This is a genomic window from Pseudomonas sp. GD03858 (genome assembly GCF_029840925.1).
Taxonomy (GTDB): Bacteria; Pseudomonadota; Gammaproteobacteria; order Pseudomonadales; family Pseudomonadaceae; genus Aquipseudomonas.
Genome location: NZ_JAOCDM010000062.1, coordinates 1 through 20067 on the forward strand (window position 1 = coordinate 1; position 20067 = coordinate 20067).

At 60.2% G+C, this 20067-nt stretch carries 25 protein-coding genes and 1 pseudogene; 15 read left to right on the forward strand and 11 right to left on the reverse strand.

Annotated elements, in window-relative coordinates:
* Positions 1 to 740: pseudogene (locus N5D48_RS16255) on the reverse strand (IS5 family transposase); the annotation flags it as partial.
* Between the two features lie 161 nt (positions 741 to 901).
* Here N5D48_RS16255 and N5D48_RS16260 point away from each other — a divergent pair.
* Entirely contained in the window at positions 902 to 1273 is a 372-nt protein-coding gene (locus tag N5D48_RS16260) for a chemotaxis protein (RefSeq protein WP_279886083.1), read from the forward strand.
* Positions 1273 to 1569 carry a hypothetical protein gene (locus N5D48_RS16265; RefSeq protein WP_279886086.1) on the forward strand — a complete coding sequence of 99 codons (297 nt, stop codon included), beginning with the start codon at positions 1273 to 1275 and terminating at the stop codon, positions 1567 to 1569. The genes N5D48_RS16260 and N5D48_RS16265 overlap by 1 nt, the downstream gene beginning before the upstream one ends.
* Here N5D48_RS16265 and N5D48_RS16270 read toward each other — a convergent pair.
* Positions 1550 to 1984: a hypothetical protein gene (locus N5D48_RS16270; RefSeq protein WP_279886089.1), complete on the reverse strand. Its 435-nt coding sequence runs from the start codon at positions 1982 to 1984 to the stop codon at positions 1550 to 1552. The genes N5D48_RS16265 and N5D48_RS16270 overlap by 20 nt on opposite strands.
* 30 nt (positions 1985 to 2014) lie before the next feature.
* Here N5D48_RS16270 and N5D48_RS16275 point away from each other — a divergent pair, with 30 nt between their 5' ends.
* A complete protein-coding gene (locus N5D48_RS16275) occupies positions 2015 to 2398 on the forward strand; it encodes a proteasome subunit beta (protein WP_347881631.1) in 384 nt (127 codons plus the stop codon).
* A gap of 88 nt (positions 2399 to 2486) precedes the next feature.
* On the opposite strand, the gene N5D48_RS16280 is transcribed toward N5D48_RS16275, so the two are convergent.
* The 3 genes from N5D48_RS16280 to N5D48_RS16290 form a co-directional block, all read right to left on the reverse strand.
* Positions 2487 to 2924, reverse strand: a complete 438-nt coding sequence (locus N5D48_RS16280; protein ID WP_279886092.1) for a hypothetical protein — start codon at positions 2922 to 2924, stop codon at positions 2487 to 2489.
* Positions 2925 to 2977: 53 nt separating this feature from the next.
* Entirely contained in the window at positions 2978 to 3337 is a 360-nt protein-coding gene (locus tag N5D48_RS16285; protein ID WP_347881632.1) for a hypothetical protein, read from the reverse strand.
* A gap of 550 nt (positions 3338 to 3887) precedes the next feature.
* Positions 3888 to 4316, reverse strand: coding sequence for a hypothetical protein (locus tag N5D48_RS16290; RefSeq protein WP_279886095.1), 429 nt, complete (start codon positions 4314 to 4316; stop codon positions 3888 to 3890).
* A gap of 604 nt (positions 4317 to 4920) precedes the next feature.
* Between N5D48_RS16290 and N5D48_RS16295 the strand changes: the two genes are divergently transcribed.
* The 3 genes from N5D48_RS16295 (at position 4921) to N5D48_RS16305 (ending at position 6758) form a co-directional block, all read left to right on the forward strand.
* The gene (locus N5D48_RS16295) at positions 4921 to 5724 is read left to right on the forward strand and encodes a class I SAM-dependent methyltransferase (RefSeq protein WP_279886097.1); all 804 of its coding nucleotides are present in this window, start codon (positions 4921 to 4923) and stop codon (positions 5722 to 5724) included.
* A 144-nt stretch (positions 5725 to 5868) separates the two neighbouring features.
* Positions 5869 to 6285 carry a hypothetical protein gene (locus N5D48_RS16300; protein WP_279886099.1) on the forward strand — a complete coding sequence of 139 codons (417 nt, stop codon included), beginning with the start codon at positions 5869 to 5871 and terminating at the stop codon, positions 6283 to 6285.
* 188 nt (positions 6286 to 6473) lie between these two features.
* Positions 6474 to 6758 (forward strand): hypothetical protein, encoded by a 285-nt coding sequence (locus N5D48_RS16305; protein ID WP_279886102.1) that lies wholly within the window; start codon positions 6474 to 6476, stop codon positions 6756 to 6758.
* Positions 6759 to 6961: 203 nt separating this feature from the next.
* Here the strand turns inward: N5D48_RS16305 and N5D48_RS16310 are convergent, their stop codons facing one another.
* Positions 6962 to 7909, reverse strand: a complete 948-nt coding sequence (locus N5D48_RS16310; RefSeq protein WP_279886104.1) for a phytanoyl-CoA dioxygenase family protein — start codon at positions 7907 to 7909, stop codon at positions 6962 to 6964.
* Positions 7910 to 8099: 190 nt separating this feature from the next.
* Here N5D48_RS16310 and N5D48_RS16315 point away from each other — a divergent pair, with 190 nt between their 5' ends.
* The 6 genes from N5D48_RS16315 (at position 8100) to fos (ending at position 13879) form a co-directional block, all read left to right on the forward strand.
* Positions 8100 to 8606, forward strand: coding sequence for a sigma-70 family RNA polymerase sigma factor (locus N5D48_RS16315; RefSeq protein WP_279886106.1), 507 nt, complete (start codon positions 8100 to 8102; stop codon positions 8604 to 8606).
* Positions 8603 to 9550 (forward strand): FecR domain-containing protein, encoded by a 948-nt coding sequence (locus N5D48_RS16320; protein WP_279886107.1) that lies wholly within the window; start codon positions 8603 to 8605, stop codon positions 9548 to 9550. Before N5D48_RS16315 ends, N5D48_RS16320 begins: the two co-directional genes overlap by 4 nt.
* A gap of 108 nt (positions 9551 to 9658) precedes the next feature.
* Entirely contained in the window at positions 9659 to 12061 is a 2403-nt protein-coding gene (locus N5D48_RS16325; RefSeq protein ID WP_279886110.1) for a TonB-dependent siderophore receptor, read from the forward strand.
* A 287-nt stretch (positions 12062 to 12348) separates the two neighbouring features.
* Complete coding sequence (locus tag N5D48_RS16330) at positions 12349 to 12888, forward strand: GNAT family N-acetyltransferase (RefSeq protein WP_279886113.1); 540 nt, start codon at positions 12349 to 12351, stop codon at positions 12886 to 12888.
* Between the two features lie 134 nt (positions 12889 to 13022).
* The gene (locus N5D48_RS16335) at positions 13023 to 13370 is read left to right on the forward strand and encodes a hypothetical protein (protein ID WP_279886115.1); all 348 of its coding nucleotides are present in this window, start codon (positions 13023 to 13025) and stop codon (positions 13368 to 13370) included.
* A 104-nt stretch (positions 13371 to 13474) separates the two neighbouring features.
* A complete protein-coding gene (gene fos, locus N5D48_RS16340) occupies positions 13475 to 13879 on the forward strand; it encodes a fosfomycin resistance glutathione transferase (protein WP_279886118.1) in 405 nt (134 codons plus the stop codon).
* Between the two features lie 14 nt (positions 13880 to 13893).
* Here the strand turns inward: fos and N5D48_RS16345 are convergent, their stop codons facing one another.
* Both N5D48_RS16345 and N5D48_RS16350 read right to left on the reverse strand, forming a co-directional pair.
* Complete coding sequence (locus N5D48_RS16345) at positions 13894 to 14409, reverse strand: GNAT family N-acetyltransferase (RefSeq protein WP_279886120.1); 516 nt, start codon at positions 14407 to 14409, stop codon at positions 13894 to 13896.
* 118 nt (positions 14410 to 14527) lie between these two features.
* Entirely contained in the window at positions 14528 to 15556 is a 1029-nt protein-coding gene (locus tag N5D48_RS16350) for a hypothetical protein (protein WP_279886122.1), read from the reverse strand.
* A 604-nt stretch (positions 15557 to 16160) separates the two neighbouring features.
* Here N5D48_RS16350 and N5D48_RS16355 point away from each other — a divergent pair.
* Entirely contained in the window at positions 16161 to 16661 is a 501-nt protein-coding gene (locus N5D48_RS16355) for a methylated-DNA--[protein]-cysteine S-methyltransferase (protein ID WP_279886124.1), read from the forward strand.
* Between the two features lie 8 nt (positions 16662 to 16669).
* On the opposite strand, the gene N5D48_RS16360 is transcribed toward N5D48_RS16355, so the two are convergent.
* The gene (locus N5D48_RS16360; RefSeq protein ID WP_279886127.1) at positions 16670 to 16912 is read right to left on the reverse strand and encodes a hypothetical protein; all 243 of its coding nucleotides are present in this window, start codon (positions 16910 to 16912) and stop codon (positions 16670 to 16672) included.
* Between the two features lie 113 nt (positions 16913 to 17025).
* Positions 17026 to 17562: a DUF3016 domain-containing protein gene (locus N5D48_RS16365; protein WP_279886128.1), complete on the reverse strand. Its 537-nt coding sequence runs from the start codon at positions 17560 to 17562 to the stop codon at positions 17026 to 17028.
* Between the two features lie 73 nt (positions 17563 to 17635).
* Between N5D48_RS16365 and N5D48_RS16370 the strand changes: the two genes are divergently transcribed.
* Together N5D48_RS16370 and N5D48_RS16375 are read left to right on the forward strand one after the other, a co-directional pair.
* The gene (locus N5D48_RS16370; RefSeq protein ID WP_279886129.1) at positions 17636 to 18331 is read left to right on the forward strand and encodes a metallophosphoesterase; all 696 of its coding nucleotides are present in this window, start codon (positions 17636 to 17638) and stop codon (positions 18329 to 18331) included.
* Between the two features lie 102 nt (positions 18332 to 18433).
* Entirely contained in the window at positions 18434 to 19327 is an 894-nt protein-coding gene (locus N5D48_RS16375) for a sterol desaturase family protein (protein WP_279886130.1), read from the forward strand.
* On the opposite strand, the gene N5D48_RS16380 is transcribed toward N5D48_RS16375, so the two are convergent.
* Positions 19310 to 19996 carry a helix-turn-helix domain-containing protein gene (locus tag N5D48_RS16380; protein ID WP_279886132.1) on the reverse strand — a complete coding sequence of 229 codons (687 nt, stop codon included), beginning with the start codon at positions 19994 to 19996 and terminating at the stop codon, positions 19310 to 19312. The two genes, N5D48_RS16375 and N5D48_RS16380, sit on opposite strands and share 18 nt — an antisense overlap.
* Positions 19997 to 20067: the final 71 nt, after the last annotated feature.

The window sequence follows — 20067 nt, forward strand, 5'->3', positions numbered from 1 at the left end:
CCTTTAACCAACCAAATAGCCGTTCGATAGCGTTCCGTAGCCGATACTTGGGCTTGTCAAACAGGCGCGGTAAGCCCGGCTTCGGCTTGCGCTTCATGTCACGCAGCGGAATCACCGGCTGCATCCGATAGCGGTCGCAGTATTGCCGCAAGGCTTCTGCGTCATAGCCTTTGTCGGCCAGGAGCCAGCGGCAGCGCTTGCGTGGCCTACCTCGATTCGAGGGGATGTGGACACCGTCCAGCAGTCGCTGAGCATGGGAGATGTCGCTGGCGTTACCACCTGAGAGCGTGAAGTGGAGTGGGATGCCACGGGTGTCACTGACCATGTGAATCTTCGTCGTCAACCCGCCCCGGCTTCGCCCAAGTGCGTGGTCCTTTGGTTCTTCAACCCCCTTTTTTGCCTGCTCCGGCAGAGGCTCGGGTGGCCCTCACGGCGGTTGAGTCGATGCACCAGGTGGTCAAGTCAATCTGGCACTGTGCATTGAGTTTGAGGTGTAACCGCTTCAGCATCTTGTTGAAGGTTCCTTGGTTTCGCCAGTCTCGAAATCGTTGATAGACCGTCGACCAAGGCCCGAATCGTTCAGGCATGTCCCGCCAGGTTGCACCGGAGCACAGCACCCACAACACGCCGTTGAGCATCAAGCGATCGTCAACTCTTGGGCGTCCTGTACGTCGATGTACGGTGAAGAGGTCCACGACTATTTCCCATTCTGCATCGGAAAGTTCGTATCGCTTAGACATGGCAGAATCCTTTGCCTAAAAAGCGAGAACTCTACGGAAAATCAGGCTTCCAGAGGCTCCGGTGAGGTTTCAAAGGTTTTCATACAGAACCTAGGAAGCCCGCCTTGAGTGGGTTTTTTTTTGCCAAAATATGGCCTGAAGGGCTGGAACTGGAGTAATCGATGGACCCGACCGACCTCGGCCCAGGCACAGCCACCTGGCTGGGCGGAACGGGCACCGTGCTGCTGGGCGGCTTTCTCTGGCTGCGCAAGTGGCTATCCAGGGATGCCACTGACAGGGCGATGGACACCGCCGATATCGGCGTCGTCCGACGCCTGAACGAATTACTTGATATCGAGCGTGAGGCCCGGAAAGAAGCTGAGGCCCGCGCAGACCAATTCGCCAAGGAGCAAAACGATCTCGTGGCCACTGTAGGGCGTCTGGAGGGCAAGATTGAAGCCCTAACCAGTCAGGTCGGCCAGCTAACTGAGCGCGTAGCAGCGCAGAGCGATGAGATCGCCCGCCTGCGCGGAAAGCTGGGAGGTGCTTCCTGATGGACAGATGCGCACTTGAATTCATCGCCCGCCGCTGGTGGCGCCGGGCAGAGGTCTGGATTATCGCTGCACTGCTGGTCACCGGCGGGGCGGTCCTGGGTTGGCAGTCGGCCTTCTGGTCGATGGCCACGACCCAGGCCAGCCAGGTAGCCGAGATCCGGGCCGCCTACGATGCCGCCATGGCCGAGCGCGACAAGCGCCTGGATGAGTTGACCAGTAAGGCCGAGAGCGCCGCGACCACTGCCACGAAGGCCGCAGATAAGGCGGACGAGGCTCTCAATCGAGTATCTCCATAGCCGCAGCGTAGGAGCCTTTGATTACTGAAAGATCTAGGTTCGTCTCATCGTTGCCTGGCGTTACGCCGAATGAATGGCTGCCGAACTTACCCAGTGAGATGCAGGTGGTCACTCGTGGGGTGATGCCGGCGTTACGGACTGTGATCATCTCTCGAACCAATCCATCCATGACGGGGCCATGCGCATCCATTTGAAGGTGAGTGACCATGGATATACGTTCTGCCAGTTCGAGCGCATCAGTGTACTTATGAGATTGTTTGTTTTTGACTCTGAAGTTTTTACTGAGGTCTAGGTGCAAGGTTACTTCGCCGCCCTTGTTGCAGATCTCAGCATTGGTTGATTCCAGTTCGTACCAAGTGTCGCCGTCAATCTCGATGTGGATTGCAGTTGTCTTCTTCAACAGCGAACGCCGCATGAAACCACCTCCTGAAAAGGGCAAGCATACATGACCACCATCGCCTACAAGGACGGCGTGATCGCCTACGACTCGCAGATCACCCGCGGTGACGTGATCACCTACGACGACTACGACAAGTGCCTCGAGCAGGGCGGTGTGAAATTCTTCTGTTGCGGTGCTGTTCCGGACTACCAGCGTTTGGTCGACGTGTACTTCGGTGCAAAACCGGATGGCAACATCGATGCGACGGCGATCGTCCTTGATGGCGAGAGCCTGATGATGGTCGCCGTCGATGACGCCGCCGGCCTGTGGAGGTCTCCGATCTTGCTCGATCGCCCCGTATGCAATTGGCAGCGGCACGCCTTACGCCTTCGCTGCGATGGATATGGGCGCGTCCGCCGAGAAGGCTGTCGAGATGGCGGCCAGGCGTGATACAAGCACCGGCGGGAAGATCAGAACGTTCTGCATGGGAGTGCAGGCGGGGTAGGTGTGCCGCAGGTGAGTGCGGCAGGTAGGTAGCCTACTTTTTGAAAATCACGTTCGCGCTGACGATTAACTGGCCATTGATCGTTACCTTACAGTCGCGCCCAACCTCGGTTTTTTCATCTGTGGCAAGTACAGGGTTGCACTGCAGAAACACCTTCTTGCCTCGGTAGTCGCGAGTAATACCAGCAGTCGTTGTGCTTGCAGGCTCTTTCATGAATTTTCTATTCCATGGGCCAAAGTAGATCTCTGGCTCACCGCCGCCGAAGAAGCCGGACTCGGGTGTAGCACAGATAGTGCCTTCCATCCTTTCGCCATCAATGATGTTTGCGTCCGTATAGCAAGAGATCAGGCCTGAGCCGGTGACCAGATCTGTTGGCCCTCTGTTGATCCATGTAGGCGCCGCTACACATCCGGCCAGAGTTACTGTGGCAAGCGCGAACGCCAAGATAGAAACGCTTTGAACGCGGAACATGGAATGAGTATCCCTACATTTGAAAGGACGCACTTAATACCGGCATCAAGCCATCATTTCAAGCTCAAGGTGAACCATGGATAGGCCATACCTTCCGTTACCCAGCTGGGGTAGAGCACCCACCTAACGAACTCGGGGACGTTCTCGGCCACCCAGACATCCTGTTTCAGCACCCCAGCGGCAGATGGCACGGCCCAGGCTGTCGAGCGCGACGCGTCATGCTCAGGGTTGCCGCTCTTGCCGCGAGCGTCGGCGTGTCCTGGGCAGCAGGGGGAGACGATGCCGATGTCGGTGCGCGGAACCTTAGCCCAGTTGGCCTGGCGCAGGTCCTGGCACACGTGTGCGGTGTCTTTGTGGTTGGCTGCGTGCCACTTCACCGCTTCAGGCCAGCGGCGCGCGCGCTGGTGCTCCATCCACCGAGGCCGGCGAACAGGTAGATTGCTGTTGTCATGAGCACCTCGCCGGGTCGGCGTTATCGTTGAATAGGGGAAGGCGCTGGCGGACAGCGCCGTGAAGTGATTCGTGGTGATATGCTTCGCCGCTTACCCAACAAGGAGAGTGGTAATGGGGTTGCGGGAGAGGCATAAGGCTTTGCAGGAGTGGCTTACGCCGAGTCGCCGCCGGCGCACTGGGATCACGCTGATCGTCGCCTGGGTATCTGTGACGATGGTGTGGCCAAGCAGCAACTGGGCTTGGATAGGTGGGCCAGGTGTGTACATGTTCTTCAGCGCTTGGCCGGCTGAGCTTCACGACAAGCGATGAGTTGCTGGCGGCCAGCGCAGTGTGTGAATCGTTGGGCGGGCGGCATGCTCCGCTGCCTACCAAACAAGGAGAGTGGAAGTGACTCAGCGTGAAAAGGGACAGCAGTTTTGGGACGCTCTCCCGCGTTGGTACAAGTTCGTGATCATCGGGACAAGCCTTTTTGGTACCACCTATGGACGCTGGTACATCGATGAGTGGCTGTCATGGACGCCACTTTTCTGGGGAATAGTGTTGATAGTTAGCATGCTCTACTGCCGATTCCGGGATTCTCGGCTGCGCCTGAAAGCGATGGCGGACCCAACGATCACTGCAGAAGCTACTGCGGAAGATCTTTCTGCCAAGTAGCGCTACAGATGTGGCACTGGTGAGTAGCGCCGGCTGGTCAGGCGGTAGGTTTCCGGCGAGGAAGTAGTCCCATGCGGCTTTGTCGCCCTGAGCCACGTACCATTTCCGCCCCTGGCCATCTTCGGCTTCGCTGACCGAGCCGCCGCACTGGGCGTCGGGGAAGGTGAGTCTCGCGCTGTAGCCGCAGTACGGGTAGCCGCCGGTGAATTTGGTGAAAGTGACGCCCGGTTGAGCAGCGACCACCCGCTTCTTGAATTCTTCTAACCTGGCGTTCCGCGCCGCCACCTGACGCTCGTGGCCTGCCTTGCACTCCGCTGAGTAGTAGACGACGCGCCCATCGAATACTAGATCCAGCGGGATATAGTCCCCAGTCTCTTCATCCTGTCGTGTGGCATCGCTGTCGCACTTGGTGGCGCAGTGGTTGCAGTCGAACCACCCTCTGGCGTCGTTGTAGGCTTCTGCCGGGATGCAGCGCTGGTCGGCCCACTGCGCGCGGCGGCAGGAAACGGCGCCGAAGTCAGCGCCGATCTCGTCCGCGCCCTGGCGCCTGGCTGCGGCGTTCGATGGGGCGAACTGGATCGTAGATTCCTTGGGGTCGTCGGTCTCTACGGTGTAAGCCAGCAGGATGTGGTGAAAAATACTGGCTAGGAGCTATAGACAAGCTAAGGTTGGATTGCGCTCGGCTTTAGGTTTCCCGGCACTCTTGGATTAAGCTTTTTGCTCTCCTTGCAAGTAGATGTACGGGAAGAGGGTGCCTGTGCATGCCTACTAGGGGAGAAAAATCCTGGTGGGGTTGGGCGCTGATTTGTGACATTCGTTCGAGTGAACCGGGTCTGGCTATGAAAAAGGAGTTTTCGTGGTGTATTCACAGGTCTTAAAGAAGATCGCAATGCATATGCCCGTCCTGTCTGGCGTATTGGCAGAGCGGGATCGCCTACGTAGTGAGCTACATTCGGCCAGTCAAGAACTTAGCTTGCTGCACGCTGCTGTAGAATCGGGGAAGAATCGGGGGTACTGCCACTGTTGCAGGCAGGAGACCCGTTTTGAAATTCAGGGTGATTGGTTACGCGACCAATATTTTTGCGCTAATTGTTTTTCTATTCCAAGGCAGCGCCATATCCAATACGTATTGGATACTTATTTTTCAGGATGGGATGGGATGAACATTCATGAGTCCTCGCCATCAAATTCATTTATCTCAAGGAATTGCCAGGGGTACTCATCCTCTCAGTATTTAGAAGGCATCAGCTTGGGTGGCTTGGTGGCTGGGGTTCGCTGCGAGAATCTCGAGTCATTGACTTTTGAGGATGGCTCATTTGATCTGTTTATAACGCAGGATGTATTTGAGCATGTATTTAATCCTGACTTGGCATTGCAGGAGGTCATGAGAGTTTTGCGACCCGGAGGGGCACATATTTTTACTGCGCCTAAGCATAAGCATATAACCTTGAGTCGTCCTAGAGCCAGGATGGTTGCCGGGAGTGTCGAGCATATGCTGGAGCCCGAGTACCATGGCAATCCTGTAGGTGATGGGCGTGCATTAGTTACTTGGGATTATGGTGATGATTTTGAGGAGCTAATTAGTAATTGGTCTGGGTTTTCTGCGACAACCTACATGACTCGAGATCGCTCGCTAGGGTTGGATGGCGAATATCTTGAGGTTTTTGTTATCAGGAAGGCGGCTGTCGCCTGAAATTTTTCTTTGGCTGTCTAGTTTCGTCATGCCTGCCTCATGATCTGGCGTTGCGCCAAGCCCAGCCGCGTGCTGGGTTTTTTGCATCCAGCACCGCCCAGCACCTGGCTATGCTAGATTGCCCGCCTCAACAAGGAGGGTGGCATGCGTACACTGATTGGGCCGGCGGTATTGATGATGCTCGCGGGTTGTTCGACAACGCCTGTTTCAGAAGATCATGCGAAGCAGATTCCGCCGGATCGCATCTACGATCAGGCACTGATGAAGCCCGTTGCAAAAGACGAGGCCATGGTCACGTTCCTGCGCGACGAGGGTTTCTACGGATCCGGATGCAGTCATGTGGTTTACGTGAACAACCGCAAGGCGTTTGCAATCAGGTCTGGCGAAGGTATTCGCATCCATCTGGTACCTGGGTCTTATTTCTTCCGTCTGGAGACAGGGGCAGGGATGTGCCCCAACATTGCCACGTCCCAGAACTCGGAACTCAAGCCTGGCGCCCATGAGGCCTATCGCATCCTGTTGCCATCGGATGGAAGTCTCAGGCTGACGAGAATCCAGTAGGCGCGCAGCACAGGGATAGCGAAGACCTCTGGCCTCCACACTGGATGGCCGCTCAGCCAGGTGGTACGCTCGCCGCTTGATGATGGCGGAAGGCTATTATGTTGAGAGTTGTGTCGGCATCACTGGTCTTGGTTTGTCTTTTCGCCAGTCAGACTGCTTCAGCCTGGTACACGGTCAATGGCGTGCCCATGTTCAAACCCGAGGAGATCCGTCACTGCGAGCTGGTCGCAATGGATGCGATCGATATCATGGCGTCGAGGCAGTTCGATGAGCCGCTGGCCGAGGATGTCGGGGTACAGCCGAGCCAGCTCAGGGAAGATTACAAGGTACTGTTCACCGAAAAAGCCAAGGCTTACCCGGTCGGTGCCACTCAGGAAGAAAAGCATGAGGCGCTTCGCCAGTTTCTGGCATTGGCCAGGCTCACCTGCAGAACGGATTACATGAATTCGACCCCTCCAACCGAAGTCAGGTGAATACCCGGCATGCCCCTGCCGGGCCCACGTTTCGCCTGTACGTCAAGTAAAAGAACAAGAAGACCGACGCCTGTCGGATTCGCCTCTATTCCTATTACCGCTGGAAGGTGGTTTCACTCAGTTGACGGCGAGTTGGGCTCGCTTGCGCGCGCCCATCGCAGCCGACACCGTCGGTGCCGACTGCTGCTATTACCCGGCGTTGCTCAGCGTGCGAACGACTCTATCGGGAACAGTTCGACATGCGCGAAATCCACGTCGTTGTGCTGGAGATAACGGCTGTTGCCGAACTGCTTGTAGGGGCGACCGGAGTCCAGGTCTGCGGGGGCCTGCGGGTTAAAGAACTTGTCGTGATGGTAGACCGGTACTCCCAGCGGGGTGGTATGCATCACGAAGCTGAACCGTGTCTTGCTGAAGTCCTGGATGGCGCCACCGCCATGGGGCAATTGCGGGTGCCAGATCACGGTGTCCCCGGCGTTGACACAGACCTGTTCCTTCTCGATGCCGGCCTGCGCGCAGAGGCGTTGGACTTCGGCCTGGAAGTCGCTCCATAGCTCCGCCGAGCTGCTTGGAACCTCGGCCAGGCTGGGGTAGTTGGCCAGGGCAATGGCTGTGCGGTCTGGCTCGGGGATCTTGTGTCCGCCGCGCATGACATTGAGTGCACCGTTTTGCTCGTTGGCATCCTCCAGGGCAACCCAGACGCCCAGGTAATACATCTCCGGTTTCGTGGAGAAGTATGGCGTGTCGCGATGAATATCCTGTGCCGAGCCACGCTCGTAGAACAACGAGGTGTAGAGGCTGGGCGTGGCATCGAACATTGCCTGCTGCACTTTGTAGGCAATCGTGTTCTGCTCGAAGAGTTTCAACAGGTCAGTGAAGGCAGCATGCAGGTTCGCAATGCGAGGGTAGTGGCCGTCAGCATCCAGATACTTCGAGAACTTATCGCTGTTCTTGCGCGCGAAATCCTTGAACTTCTCGATCAGCTCAGCGCATTCTTCGCGGCTGAATGAGTTTCTGATAACGGTGAAGCCGTCTTCCAGAAGATTTTTTACATGGGTCCTGACGTCCGGCTCCAAAGTCTCGAGGCGCCGTCCGTGATCAACATTCGCCATGAACCAGGGCGTTCTACCCTTCACTGGGCTTTCGAAAATCATCGAGCAGTATCCTATGCGGTGGTTGAAGTGCCATCATGCGACCGCATCATGTTGGATTTGCCCAGGCTAGTCAAAACGAGCGCGGGCACCGCAGCGTCGTTCTCTTGCGCCAGATCGAACAGCGAGCATTGCGAAAGGTCCTTTTCTGTCTATAACATGCGACCCATTCTCATTTGAGTCAGGTTTCTCCGTGCCCGCATCCGACACCAGCAAGCTCGGTTTCTTCTTCAGCGACCACCATCGCTGGCTGCTGCAGCATGTGCAGCGGCAACTGCGCAACCGTCCGGACGCTGAAGACACCGCGGCCGAGACCTTCTGCCAGCTGCTCGCCGCACGGGTCGACCCGGCGACCATCGAGCAGCCTCGCGCTTATCTCTCCACCATCGCCCGTCGCTTGATCTTCGACCGTCACCGCCGTCGACGCCTCGAGCAGGCTTACCTCGAGCGGCTGATGCTGCTGCCCGAGGAACTGGCGCCTTCGCCGGAGCAGACGCACCTGCTTCTGGAGGCCCTGCATGCCATCGACGCCAGTCTGTCCGGCCTGCCGCTGGTGGTGAAGAAGGCCTTCCTGATGTGTCAGCTCGATGGCCTGACATACGTGGAGATCGGCCGGCGCCTGGATCTGTCCGAACGCACGATCGCCCGCTACATGACCCAGGCCCTGCGCCAGTGCTACCTGAGCGCGGGGGCGCCATGAGCCGGGGAGCGCTGGACCCGGTCGCCGAGCAGGCCATCGCCTGGATGGTGCGCCTGCGCTCGGGGTACGACGATGCCCGACAACAGGCTCTGTTCCAGCAATGGCTGAGGTGCGATGCCGCCAACGCCGCGGCCTGGGAGCAGCTGCAGCGCGGCCTGGGCCGTCATTACGACGTGGTGCGCGGGGCACCGGATGCGCTGCGCAATACCCTGCTGCAGCCGGAGCTTGGACGCCGTGACCTGGTGCGCGGGCTGGCCGGGCTCGGTCTGTTCGGCGGCGGTTTGTGGCTCGCCGCGCGCAGCGATACCGGGCGGACGATGATGGCCGATCTGCGCACGGGAACGGGTGAGCGACGCAGTGTGTCATTGGCCGATGGCAGCCGGTTGATGCTCAACGCCGGCAGCGCGGTCGACCTCGACTTCAATCGCGAGCGGCGGCTGCTGAGGCTCTATCGGGGCGCCCTCGTGGTGCAAGTGGCCGCGGACCCGGCGCGCCCGTTCATCGTACGCAGTGCCCAGGGCGACGCGCGCGCCCTGGGTACGCGTTTTTCGGTCGAGCAACTGGAGAGCGCCACCCGGGTGGTGGTACTGGAGCACGCCGTGCGCGCCTCGCTGCCCGGTGGTACGCAGCTGGACCTGACCGAGGGCCAGGCTGCCATGCTCCGTGCCCGGCGCATCGAGCTGCTCTCTGCAGGGCAGGGTTATCGGGCCGACTGGGTCGATGGCAGGCTCAGCGTGCTGGACGAGCCCTTGGCGGCGGTGATCGAGGCCTTGCGCCCCTATCGTGATGGCTTCATTCGCGTCAGCCCGAAGGTGCGTGACCTGCGTGTGCAGGGCGTGTTCCCCCTGGATGACAGCGAGCGCACCCTGGCCGCGTTGGCGGAGACCATGCCCATTCGCGTCGAACGCTATGGGTCGTGGTTGACACTGATCGACGCGCGATAAGTGCGAGCGCGTACTACTTGCGAGTGGAAATTTTTCTCATTCGTGTCAGGTTTTTCTTGCTCGTCACACCTTTCTCCTGACAACAGCAAAAACTTCAGGAGAATCCACGTGCTGAAACCCTGGCCACTCGCCCTCGCCATCGCCCTGGCCACCGCGCCCACGGCCTTCGTTCGGGCCGAAGGCGCTGCCCAGCAACAGCTGCAGCGCTTCGATCTGCCGGCTGCCAGCCTGGCGCAAACACTCAACGTCATCGCCCGTCAGGGCGGGCTGGTGCTGTCGCTGAGCCCGGCGCTGGTCGCCGGCAAGCAAGCGCCGGCGATCCAAGGCCAGATGAGCGCCCTGCAAGCCTTGCAGCAGGCGCTGGCCGGTAGCGGCCTGCAACTGATCGTGACCGGGGGCCGGACGGTCACCGTGGCGCCGGCCGTCGATGCCAAGGGCGCGCTGGAGCTGGGGGCGACCAGCATCAACAGCACCGGGCTGGGGGAAACCACGGAGGGTAGCGGCTCCTACACCACGGGGGCCGTGACCATCGGCAAGACCCCCCAGTCGCTGCGTCGCACCCCCCAGTCGGTGACCGTGGTCACCCGCAAGCTGATGGACGACAAGAACCTCGTGTCCCTGGACCAGGTGATGGCCCAGACCCCTGGCATCACCCGCGCCAACCGTGGCTATGGCAACCACCATTTCAGCTCGCGGGGATTCGACCTCACCGATGAAAGCTACATGGTCGATGGCGTGCCTGGGCAGGCATACGCCTACACCGGCTGGATGATCCCGGACATGGCGATGTTCGACCGCGTCGAAGTGTTGCGCGGCGCCTCTGGACTGCTGGTGGGGGCGGGCAACCCTGGCGGCGCGGTGAACCTGGTGCGCAAGCGCCCGACCGTGGATCCGCGTCTTTCGATCACCACGCGAGCCGGTTCCTGGGACTACTACCGACTCGACGTGGACGCCAGTGGGCGGCTCAACCCCGAGGGCACGCTGCGTGGTCGCATGGTGGCTTCCTATGAGGACCGTGGTTCGTTCATCGATGTCACCAAGTCCAAGCGGCCCTTGCTGTACGGGGTCGTCGAAGCCGACCTGAGCGATGCCACCACCGTCGGCCTGGGCCTGCGCCGCCAGACCTCGCGTATCGACGGTTACAGCGTGCTGGGCCTGCCGAACAACCCCGATGGCAGCAATCCGCACCTGAAACGCTCGACGTTCCTCGGCCAGGACTGGGCCAAGCTGCAGACCCGCACCGACGAAGTGTTCGCCGACCTCAGCCACCGCTTCAACGACAACTGGAGCGCCAAGCTGGCGCTGTCCCACAGCGAGAGCGCGTTCAACCGCACGGTCATCGAATGGGGCGCGGAGGATACGCTGGAATATGGCAGCCCGACGGGGCCGATGATCAGCGGCACCAACTTTCACAAGTTCGATGTCACCTCCAATGCCGTCGACGGTCACCTGGACGGCGAATTCGAGGTCTTCGGCCTGAGCCACCAGGTGACGCTGGGCGCCAACTGGTCGCGGCGCAAGATGAACGACAAGGACGCCACGGCCAAGCTGGCCGATCCGATCCCGCTGGATGTGTTCGATCCCAATCATCATCTGTTTCCAGAGCCTGACCGCCATGGCTGGGATGCCAAGGAAGACACCACCGACACTCGCTACGGCACTTACCTCAGCAGCCGTCTGCACCTGACCTCGGACCTGAGCCTGGTGCTCGGCGGACGCCTGAGCTGGTTCAAGACCGAGGTGTGGGATGGCACGCGGCTGTCGGTCAACGAGCAGAAACATGAGTTCACGCCTTTCGTCGGCACCCTCTACGACCTGAACGATCAGTGGACGTGGTACGCCAGCTACGCCGACATCTTCATGCCCCAGGCCAATTACCGTACCGTCGGTGGCCGCATGCTGGACCCGTCGGTGGGGTCGAACTACGAGACCGGCATCAAGGGTGAGCTGTTCGACAAGCGTCTGAACCTGTCCTTCGCGGTGTTCTACATCGAGCAGGAGGATGTTGCCGTGCGCGATGTCGCCAATACCGGCGAGTGCCCGTCGGACCCGGCCGGCCGCTGCTGGCTCAATGGCGACGGCATCAGCCGCAGCAAGGGCTTCGAGGCCGAGGCCAGTGGCGAACTGCTGCCGGGCCTGCAGGTGGCGGCCGGCTATACCTTCAACACCACCCGCTCGGCCGAAGGTGGGCCGATCTCCGCGCAAACGCCGAAACACATGCTGCGCCTCAACACCAACTACACCTTGCCCGGTGAGTGGAACCGCCTGAGCATCGGTGGTGGCGTCTCGGCCCAGAACGCCTATGTCGACACCTACAACGGGGTGAGCAACAGCGGTCGGGCGATCTTCGACGCGCGCGCCGCCTACAAGCTCGACGAGCACTGGACGGTGGGCGTGGACATCGAGAACCTGCTCGACCGCAAGTACTTCGACTCCACCGGCTACTGGACGCGGGGCACCACCTATGGCATGCCGCGCAGCTACATGTTCTCGTTGCGCGGCGACTTCTGACGCGGCCTTGGCGGCAGAATGCCTGGCGCGGCGGCGTGATGATGTTCACTTGAGATGATCTGGCGTTTATTGGGGCTGCCTTGCAGCCCTTCGCGGGTAAACCCGCTCCCACAGGTACAGCGTGAACTCCGCGCTGCGGGAGCCGGGTGACCCGCGAAGGGGCGCAAAGCGGCCCCAACTACTTAGGTGAACAGCATTGCGCCATGGCGGCGAGCCAGGGCCATGTTCGTTCACCCGCCTGTGGTAGATTCTCGCTCCCGATACCGATCCGCTCGTACAGGATAATCATGCTGATCGAGACACCACGCCTGAGGCTGCGCCCCTGGCAAGCACAGGATGTAGCTCCCTTCGCCATCGCCAACGCCGACCCTGACGTCCGGCGCTACTACTACCCTGCAATCCTCGCGGCGGATGAGACCGCGGCGATGATCGCCGAATGCGAGGAGCATTTGCAGGCGCATGGTTTCGGCTTCGTGGCCGTCGAACGCAAGGCCGACGGCCAGCTCGTTGGCGGCGTCGGGCTGTCCCAGGCGGGGGACGAGATACCCGGCGGCCCGCATGTCGAGATCGGCTGGATCCTGGCGCGTGAGCACTGGCGGCAGGGCTATGCATTCGAAGCGGCGAGTGCTTGCCTGCAGTACGCCTGGTCGACGCTCATGCTGCCCGAAGTCATCGGCTATACCTCCGCCATCAACCAACCTTCACGGGCACTGATGGAGAAGCTCGGCATGCGCTCGGACCCTGCCGAGGACTTTGCCGATGCAACGGTCCCACTGGGTAATCCCTTGCGACCTCATGTGCTTTATCGCATCGCAAGACCTTCCTGAGCCTGGTCAATGCCGAACGATCATGACGGACTGGCCGCATGGAGCTAACCTTGCAACCGTAAGCTGACTATTAAAAAGGGCAGTATGTATCCGGCACTGTCCAGGGTTTCCTGGTTGGGGCGATTGGAGCCTGTATGAAGCGCTTGACGATGGCATTGGCCGCCAGCCTGCTGCTGGCCGGTTGCGCACACGACCCTGATATCCGCGCGGGTCATGACAACACGTTCGGCATGACCGCCAAGAGTCCTCCCGACTACCTGGACTGCGTGAAAGCCGAGCTTCCCGCGTCCACCATCACCTACGTGGTGCAGAATCAGGGCGCCTTGGAACTGTTCGTCGCCAGCACCGACCCGAACAAGGCGGACGGACTGGTCAAGGTCCATGGGGCCGATGGCCAGCAGCGTTTCTCGGCCTATCAGCGCGACGCCTGGTACGACAAAGGCCGCCTGCTCGATGCGGCGCAGGTGTGTGCACGGGCCTGATCGAGCTTCTCGGCATCGCTGTGGGGCGGATTCGTTCGCCCCGCAGTGGGCAAGCGCTTCATCCGTCGCTACAGTAGGCGTTTGCGCGCCAAGGGATGTGACGCATGCTGACGGGCTTCAATCATCTGACCCTGGCTGTATCCGAGCTGCCCCGCAGCATCGAATTCTATCAGCGCACGCTTGGCTTCAAGCTTGCCGCGAGCTGGGCCCGGGGCGCCTACCTGAGCCTGGGTGACCTCTGGCTGTGCCTGTCGCTCGACCAGGTTTGCACGGCCGAGCGTGACTACACGCACTATGCGTTCTCCATCGCGCCAGCGAACTTCGCCCCATTCGCCCGATCATTGCGAGCGCAAGGGGTCCGGTTGTGGAAACAGGACAGTAGCGAAGGCGAGTCGCTGTACTTCCTCGACCCGGACGGCCATCAGCTCGAAGCGCATGTCGGCGATCTGCGCTCCAGGCTTGCCGCGTGCAGGGCGCAGCCTTACGAGGGTATGGTGTTCTTCAATTGAGAGGTGGCACTTCATCAAGACAGTATGGCTTGAGAGTCCTGCCCGGATGCCGTTGTAAACAAGATGATCGAATGTTCGCCACGATCAGACTGATAGATTGTTCCAGAAGGCGCGAACCCAAGTTTTTTTAAAATGTGATGCATGGGCTGGTTTTCTAGCCGGGAGGTGGCGAATACTCCACTCATATTGGCTGCAGATATTACAGCTTTCGCGATAGAGAAAGCATAGCCTTTACCTCGAGACGATGGCGTGACAAAAACCCAACCAAGCTCATAGGGGTAGATGGGTTGTGGGAGTAAAAATTTTGAAGCTGCGGATATTTTTGAGCGATATGTCTTGGTCGGGTTCTTCAATGCCGCCACGGAGATTAGTTTCTCGCCGGCATGCATAAAAGCTAGCTTGTTTGCGCTTGTTACCCGTTGATGCAGGCCAGTAATGGCTACTTCGCCACTTTGCTTTACAAGCTCGATGAAATCAATGATTTCAGAGGGTGAGCAATTTGGGGGTTCTTTTATAGTGATTGTTGCCATGTGTCGGCGTCTTCTAAGTGTTTTGGAGTGAGAAAGGTTTTTGTGTCTCTAGTGTGTCTTGCTCGCGCGTAACCGTTTCTGAAATTTTTAGTTGCGCTGCCCGGTGCTAGGGTGTTGTTTAATTGCCCTTGTCGCAGACTTGGCTGGCAGAGTAGTCAAGGCCGGATGCTGCCATTTTTTTGTTATACCAATCATGCCAGGTTTTATTTATTAAGCACCCTGTCGAAATTGCGATGTCGGTGCATGATTCGTCGCCGGCGTCGCAATAGTTAGAGGGGTTGGGTACACAGTATCCTTTCGTTCTCCTAGGGAGATGTATTATTTTGTCTGGCGTGACCCTGACCATATCCATGCCTTTTTCTCCAGTGAAACAGGAGAATTCGGTTCGGTAAAGGCTTGTATTTTCCGGATAGTGCTTGCCTGCCCAGTACGCCCACGATGAAATTATTTTGTTGTCCATTGAGACGCTAATTTTTTCTGGCGGCGTGCTTGGTGCGGACTCTTTAATCGGTGGTACAAAAATACGTACCGACCTTAGCTGTTTTTGCTCCCAAAAGTAACTCCGGGTGAAACTGTTTACTGACCCTGAAATTGCGTTTCCGGCTACGCTGCGACTAATATGAAATCCGTACTTTCCCTTTATCTGCTTAGGTAGGTTCTGGGCGACTCCAGAACGTGAAGAGAATTCAAGGTCCTTAAGTGGCCCTAGGTCTTCGGTGGGTTGCCACTCAATTTCTAAATCTGCTCCTAGTTTATCTGTGTGCCCATACCAAATAATAGGCTGTGCGCTTTGTCGCATGCAGCTCAGCCATCCGGAAATTTGTTCTGGGCTAAGGCTTGCTCTGTATACTTCTCTTGAGTCATTTATGTCTACGTTGTAGTCGAGTTTCTCGAATCGTTGCGAGCGCTTTGTCTTGAACTCGTCCCAAGATCCTGAGAATAAGTCTGCATAGGATGCGCTGGCGCTTTTTTTGGCACTTTCGTAGTTGCTTTCGTCCACCAGGTGAAGGTATGCCATGTTTAGGCTGTAGTCGCTGCTGTTGCGATACTCTTGCAACTTTAGCACGGAGCTGCAATCGCTTGATTCAGCCCGCGCAAAATTGATTATCAACGTGCTCAAAGCTAGCGCAAGCAGCCGTTTTTTCATGGGCTTACCAGTCTTGTGGTGAATGTGCGTCTCAGCAGGACTCTATAAGTGTCGGGGCAGCCTGTGTGCACAGATTTCGCCCCCGCAGTGCTGAGCATAGATACCATTCATGCAAATGCCAGTATGCTGTAGAAATATCAATTCAGTGTAATGTAAGCCATTGATTGTGGCGTGGTGGTGATCTGAGCCGGGCGCAAGCTTGGCGAGGTGCTCGCGATGCGGAGCAGGTAAACATGCGGGCTTGCCGCGGACTGGGAAAAGATAAAGAGGGTACATGCAGTGCGGGAGTTATTATTGCCCCGATTTTTCCGCTAGCCCAGCGAGTCTTCACTTACAGCGCTTGGTTTGTGTGGCCTCTGAAAGGGTACCGAGGCCAAGGTTGAGCGCTGGAGTGCTCTGCTCTGGCGTTGGCTCTTACACGAATCGTCCCGCACATCGATCATCTTGAAAGGTAACAAGTATCAGCATGCTCTTTCTTTATAACGGAGGCTGAGCAAACCATGGGCACTTCGGGATGCCTTCTCAGAAGGATGGCAAGAAAACGGATGCGCGGTGGCGGTAGGGTACGTAAAGTGGAGCGCCCTTCGACCTACCGGAGCCTGCCATGTCCTGCGCCTTCACCTTGATGCAATCGCCTGTCGGCACGCTGACCCTGGTGGCGCGTGGCGAGCGGCTGGCCGCCGTGCTGTGGGAGCACGAGCGGGAAAACCGGGTGCGCCTCGGCGAGCTGTATCGCGACGACCACCACGGCGTGCTGCGTGACACCGCGCGCCAGCTGGGCGAGTACTTCGCCGGGCAGCGGCGGCGCTTCGAGCTGGATCTGGACTTCGCCGGCACCGCGTTCCAGCGTCAGGTCTGGGCGGCGCTGCTGACCATCCCTTTCGGCGAAACCCGCAGCTACAGCGATATCGCCCGGCAGATCGGCAACCCCGACGCGGTGCGGGCGGTAGGCGCCGCCAATGGGCGCAACCCGATCTCGATCATTGCGCCTTGCCACCGGGTAATCGGCGCCTCGGGCAGCCTCACCGGTTTTGCCGGAGGGCTGCCGGCCAAGCAGTTCCTGCTTGCCCTGGAAGGGCGCCAGAGCCTGGCGCTGGCGTTCTGAGCAACGCCTCAGCCAAGCCAGGCGAGCAGACCGACCAGTACCAGCGCCAGCAGGCTGCCGGCGAAGAAGCTGTAATGTAGGCGCGCGCGCCGGGCATGTTCCTCCACCTCCCGCAGGTACTGGCCCGGCGGCGGGGCATCCGGGCGATGGCGCAGGCCTTCGGCGATATCGGCCAGGCGGCCGCGAATCAACAGACCCAGCAGGTAGTAGCTGCTTGCATAGCTGGCCAGCGTCACCAACAGGTATTTCATGCCGCCCGTTCCTTGGCGTGAGTGTGAGCGCCGAGGATACTATCGGCTTGCTCGCCCGTACCAGCCGCGCGGCGCATGTTTCATGGACGCAGCCAGGTATCGCGCCGGGCCCGCTATCGAGATGCCTGCTTCGTCGGTGAACCCGCTCCCTCAGGGGCGAAGCGCTGGCGGAACCAGTCGCCGAGCATGGCTTTTTCCGCATACAGCCGGTCGCTGCTGCCCTGGCGACCGGGGCGGCTGAGGTACATCTTGTCGCTGACGCGCTCCCGAACCTGGCGTGCCGGCTGGTCGGGCTGGCTCAGGGTGTAGCTGAGGTCGATGCTGGGCCAGGTGATGTCACGCAGATAGCGAACATCGTAGGCACGGCTGTGCCACGGCTCGAAGCGTCCGGCCAGGTCGATGTCGCGGATGTCGATCACCAGTTGCTGGTCGGGCCGCAAGTAGCGTTGGCCGAGACGCTGCAGGTGCTCGGTGAGGGCCTTCAGTACTTGCGCATCGGCGCCTTGCTCATAGCCACGGTTGTCGAGGCTGGCATCGCGGAATCGTTCCGGGTGGTCGAAGCGCACCTCGACCTGTGAGGTCGGGGCGCCCTGTGCCATGCTGTCGAATGCCAGCGCCATCAGCAGGGTACAGGCCAGGGTGGTACGCATGATGCACCTCCGGGTGCGGACGGCTTGCCTGCCCATTTTACGCCGCTGTAGCAATAGAAGCAGGAGCGATGCAATGAGTGCGTTTCGCTGTGTGACTGCCAACGCGCATGGGCGCGACCTGGCCGTGGGCGATATTCACGGACACTTCCGGCGTTTGCGTGATTGCCTGGACCGGGTGGCCTTCGACCCGGAGGTGGACCGGCTGTTCAGCGTCGGCGACCTGGTCGACCGCGGGCCAGATAGCGAGCAGGCCCTGGAGTGGCTGGCACAGCCCTGGTTCCATGCCGTGCAGGGGAACCACGAAGCCCTGGCGATCAGCCACCTGCGTGGCGGACGCGTCGACCTGGAGATGTATCGCGCGGCGGGCGGTGGCTGGTTCCTCGATCGGCCTGCACATGAGCAGGTGGTCTTCGTCGAGGCATTCCTGCAAATGCCGATTGCCTTGCAGGTCGAGACGCCCGCAGGTTTGGTGGGGGTGTTGCATGCCGATAGCCCGTTCGACGATTGGCGGCAGCTGCGCCACAGCCTGGAGAGGCACGACGATCCAGCCGTGCGCGAGGTGTGCCAATGGTCGCGACGGCGACTGAAGGAGGGAAGCGAGCAGCCCGTGGACGGCCTGCGCGCCCTGCTGGTCGGCCATACCCCGGTGCTCGAGGTGAAGGTGCTGGGCAATGTCTGGCACCTGGATACCGGGGGCTGGAGCCGTGGTGTCTTCAGCCTGCTCGATCTGGCCAACCTGAGGCTGCTCGAGCCCAGCCCCGGTGCATGAGCTCGCCATCGATGGGCCGCGCCAGCAACTTGCGCCGTTTGTTCAAGCCGGCTTGCCGCAAGGGCCGCGAAACTGAGCGCTCCCTCAGCAACGGAGCCGGTCATGCGCATCCTCTACGCCCCCTGTTTCTTCTTCGGTTTCATCGCCACGGCCTTGTGGCTGGTGCACCTTGGCGCCAGCGTCATCTGGCTGCTGCCGCTGCTCGGGGTGGCCATCCTGCTGTCGTTCTGCTGCGAGGCCTTGTACCCCTACAAGGGCGCCTGGGGCGAAGCAGGCGGGGAGGGTGGGCGCGACTGCCTGCACGCCCTGGTCAATGAAACCCTGAACATCGTCAGCATCGCCGCCATCCCTCTGCTCGTTGGCGGGTTGCCCAGCGTCGGGCTTTGGCCCAGTCACTGGCCGATACTGTGGCAACTGTTGCTGGCCTTGCCGCTGGCCGACCTGGGCGTGACCCTGGTGCACTATGCCAGTCACCGCAGCACGCTGCTCTGGCGGCTGCACGCGGTGCATCACAGCGTGACCCGGCTGTATGGATTCAACGGTCTGATGAAACACCCGCTGCACCAGCTCGCCGAGGCCCTGGGCGGGGTCGTGCCGCTGGTGCTGCTGGGTTTGCCGCAGGATGTCGCCGCGCTGCTGGCTTTCAGCATCTCGATCCAGCTGCTGCTGCAGCACAGCAATGTCGACATGCGCATCGGCTGGCTGCGCCATGTCTTCGCCTGGGCGCCGGTCCATCGCCTGCATCACCTGAAGTACGGCACCACGGGCGATGTCAATTTCGCCTTGTTCTTCCCCCTGTGGGACCGTCTGCTCGGCACCGCGCTGTACCTGCCCGGCTATGCGTTGGCCGACGACGACATGGGCATCGGCGATCGTCCGGACTATCCGCAAGGCTACCTCGCCCAGTTGCGCGAACCGTTTCGCGACAACGGGGCCGCGCAGGCGCCGGCCGTGTTGCCGCCCGCGCTGCGCGAAGCGCTAGGCGAAGGGGCGTGAACGTAGGTGGCGCAGGGCGTCGCTGGCGCGGATGCCGAACTGCTGGCGCAGGCTACGCGACAGGTGCGCCGAGTCGGCGAAGCCGGCGGCCATCGCCGCCTCGGTCAGCGAGTCGCCGGTCAATGCCCGTTGCAGGGCCAGGCGCAGGCGTTGCCACAGCACCAGCCGGCGTACCGACAACCCCAGGCTGCCACTGAACAGGCGCTCCAGCTGGCTGAGCGAGAGGCTGGCTTCACGGGCCAGGGCTGCGGCGGGCAAGGTCTGTTCGTCCATCGCCCGGATGCGCGCCAGCGCCTTGGCCAGCCTTGGATCGAGCACGCGCCGAGGGCAGTCGCGCAGCAGCCCGGCCAGGTGCTCGGCGTTTCCTGCGGCCAAGCGGCACAGCGAGGCCAGGGTCTCCAGGGAGAACGCCAGCGGTTCGGCGAACAGCGTGATGCAGGGCGTTTCATGGCTGATTACCGCATGCGCCTGCAGCGATGCGATCGCCAGCAACGGGCCTTGCTGGCGGCAGCCTTCGATCTCCACGCACAGTTCACCCTCCCGGGCGATCAGCACCTGGTGGGCGTAATGGGCGTGTTCGCGGGTACGCCCCGGCGTGCCGAGCAGCAGGCCGTGATCCTCGGCCAGCCAGAGCTCGCCCAGCCAGGTGGTGTCGGGTCGTTCGGTCATGGATAGGCTCGTCTCGGGCGTGAGTGGATAACCGTGCAAAGCCGATTATGCTTCAAATGACCTTGCAGCGA

Coding starts and splice junctions, on each gene's coding strand:
- N5D48_RS16260 (WP_279886083.1), top strand. CDS start 902: ATGGACCCGACCGACCTCGGCCCAGGCACAGCCACCTGGCTGGGCGGA.
- N5D48_RS16265 (WP_279886086.1), top strand. CDS start 1,273: ATGGACAGATGCGCACTTGAATTCATCGCCCGCCGCTGGTGGCGCCGG.
- N5D48_RS16270 (WP_279886089.1), bottom strand. CDS start 1,984: ATGCGGCGTTCGCTGTTGAAGAAGACAACTGCAATCCACATCGAGATT.
- N5D48_RS16275 (WP_347881631.1), top strand. CDS start 2,015: ATGACCACCATCGCCTACAAGGACGGCGTGATCGCCTACGACTCGCAG.
- N5D48_RS16280 (WP_279886092.1), bottom strand. CDS start 2,924: ATGTTCCGCGTTCAAAGCGTTTCTATCTTGGCGTTCGCGCTTGCCACA.
- N5D48_RS16285 (WP_347881632.1), bottom strand. CDS start 3,337: ATGGAGCACCAGCGCGCGCGCCGCTGGCCTGAAGCGGTGAAGTGGCAC.
- N5D48_RS16295 (WP_279886097.1), top strand. CDS start 4,921: ATGCATATGCCCGTCCTGTCTGGCGTATTGGCAGAGCGGGATCGCCTA.
- N5D48_RS16300 (WP_279886099.1), top strand. CDS start 5,869: ATGCGTACACTGATTGGGCCGGCGGTATTGATGATGCTCGCGGGTTGT.
- N5D48_RS16305 (WP_279886102.1), top strand. CDS start 6,474: ATGTTCAAACCCGAGGAGATCCGTCACTGCGAGCTGGTCGCAATGGAT.
- N5D48_RS16310 (WP_279886104.1), bottom strand. CDS start 7,909: ATGATTTTCGAAAGCCCAGTGAAGGGTAGAACGCCCTGGTTCATGGCG.
- N5D48_RS16320 (WP_279886107.1), top strand. CDS start 8,603: ATGAGCCGGGGAGCGCTGGACCCGGTCGCCGAGCAGGCCATCGCCTGG.
- N5D48_RS16330 (WP_279886113.1), top strand. CDS start 12,349: ATGCTGATCGAGACACCACGCCTGAGGCTGCGCCCCTGGCAAGCACAG.
- N5D48_RS16335 (WP_279886115.1), top strand. CDS start 13,023: ATGAAGCGCTTGACGATGGCATTGGCCGCCAGCCTGCTGCTGGCCGGT.
- fos (WP_279886118.1), top strand. CDS start 13,475: ATGCTGACGGGCTTCAATCATCTGACCCTGGCTGTATCCGAGCTGCCC.
- N5D48_RS16345 (WP_279886120.1), bottom strand. CDS start 14,409: ATGGCAACAATCACTATAAAAGAACCCCCAAATTGCTCACCCTCTGAA.
- N5D48_RS16350 (WP_279886122.1), bottom strand. CDS start 15,556: ATGAAAAAACGGCTGCTTGCGCTAGCTTTGAGCACGTTGATAATCAAT.
- N5D48_RS16355 (WP_279886124.1), top strand. CDS start 16,161: ATGTCCTGCGCCTTCACCTTGATGCAATCGCCTGTCGGCACGCTGACC.
- N5D48_RS16360 (WP_279886127.1), bottom strand. CDS start 16,912: ATGAAATACCTGTTGGTGACGCTGGCCAGCTATGCAAGCAGCTACTAC.
- N5D48_RS16365 (WP_279886128.1), bottom strand. CDS start 17,562: ATGCGTACCACCCTGGCCTGTACCCTGCTGATGGCGCTGGCATTCGAC.
- N5D48_RS16370 (WP_279886129.1), top strand. CDS start 17,636: ATGAGTGCGTTTCGCTGTGTGACTGCCAACGCGCATGGGCGCGACCTG.
- N5D48_RS16375 (WP_279886130.1), top strand. CDS start 18,434: ATGCGCATCCTCTACGCCCCCTGTTTCTTCTTCGGTTTCATCGCCACG.
- N5D48_RS16380 (WP_279886132.1), bottom strand. CDS start 19,996: ATGACCGAACGACCCGACACCACCTGGCTGGGCGAGCTCTGGCTGGCC.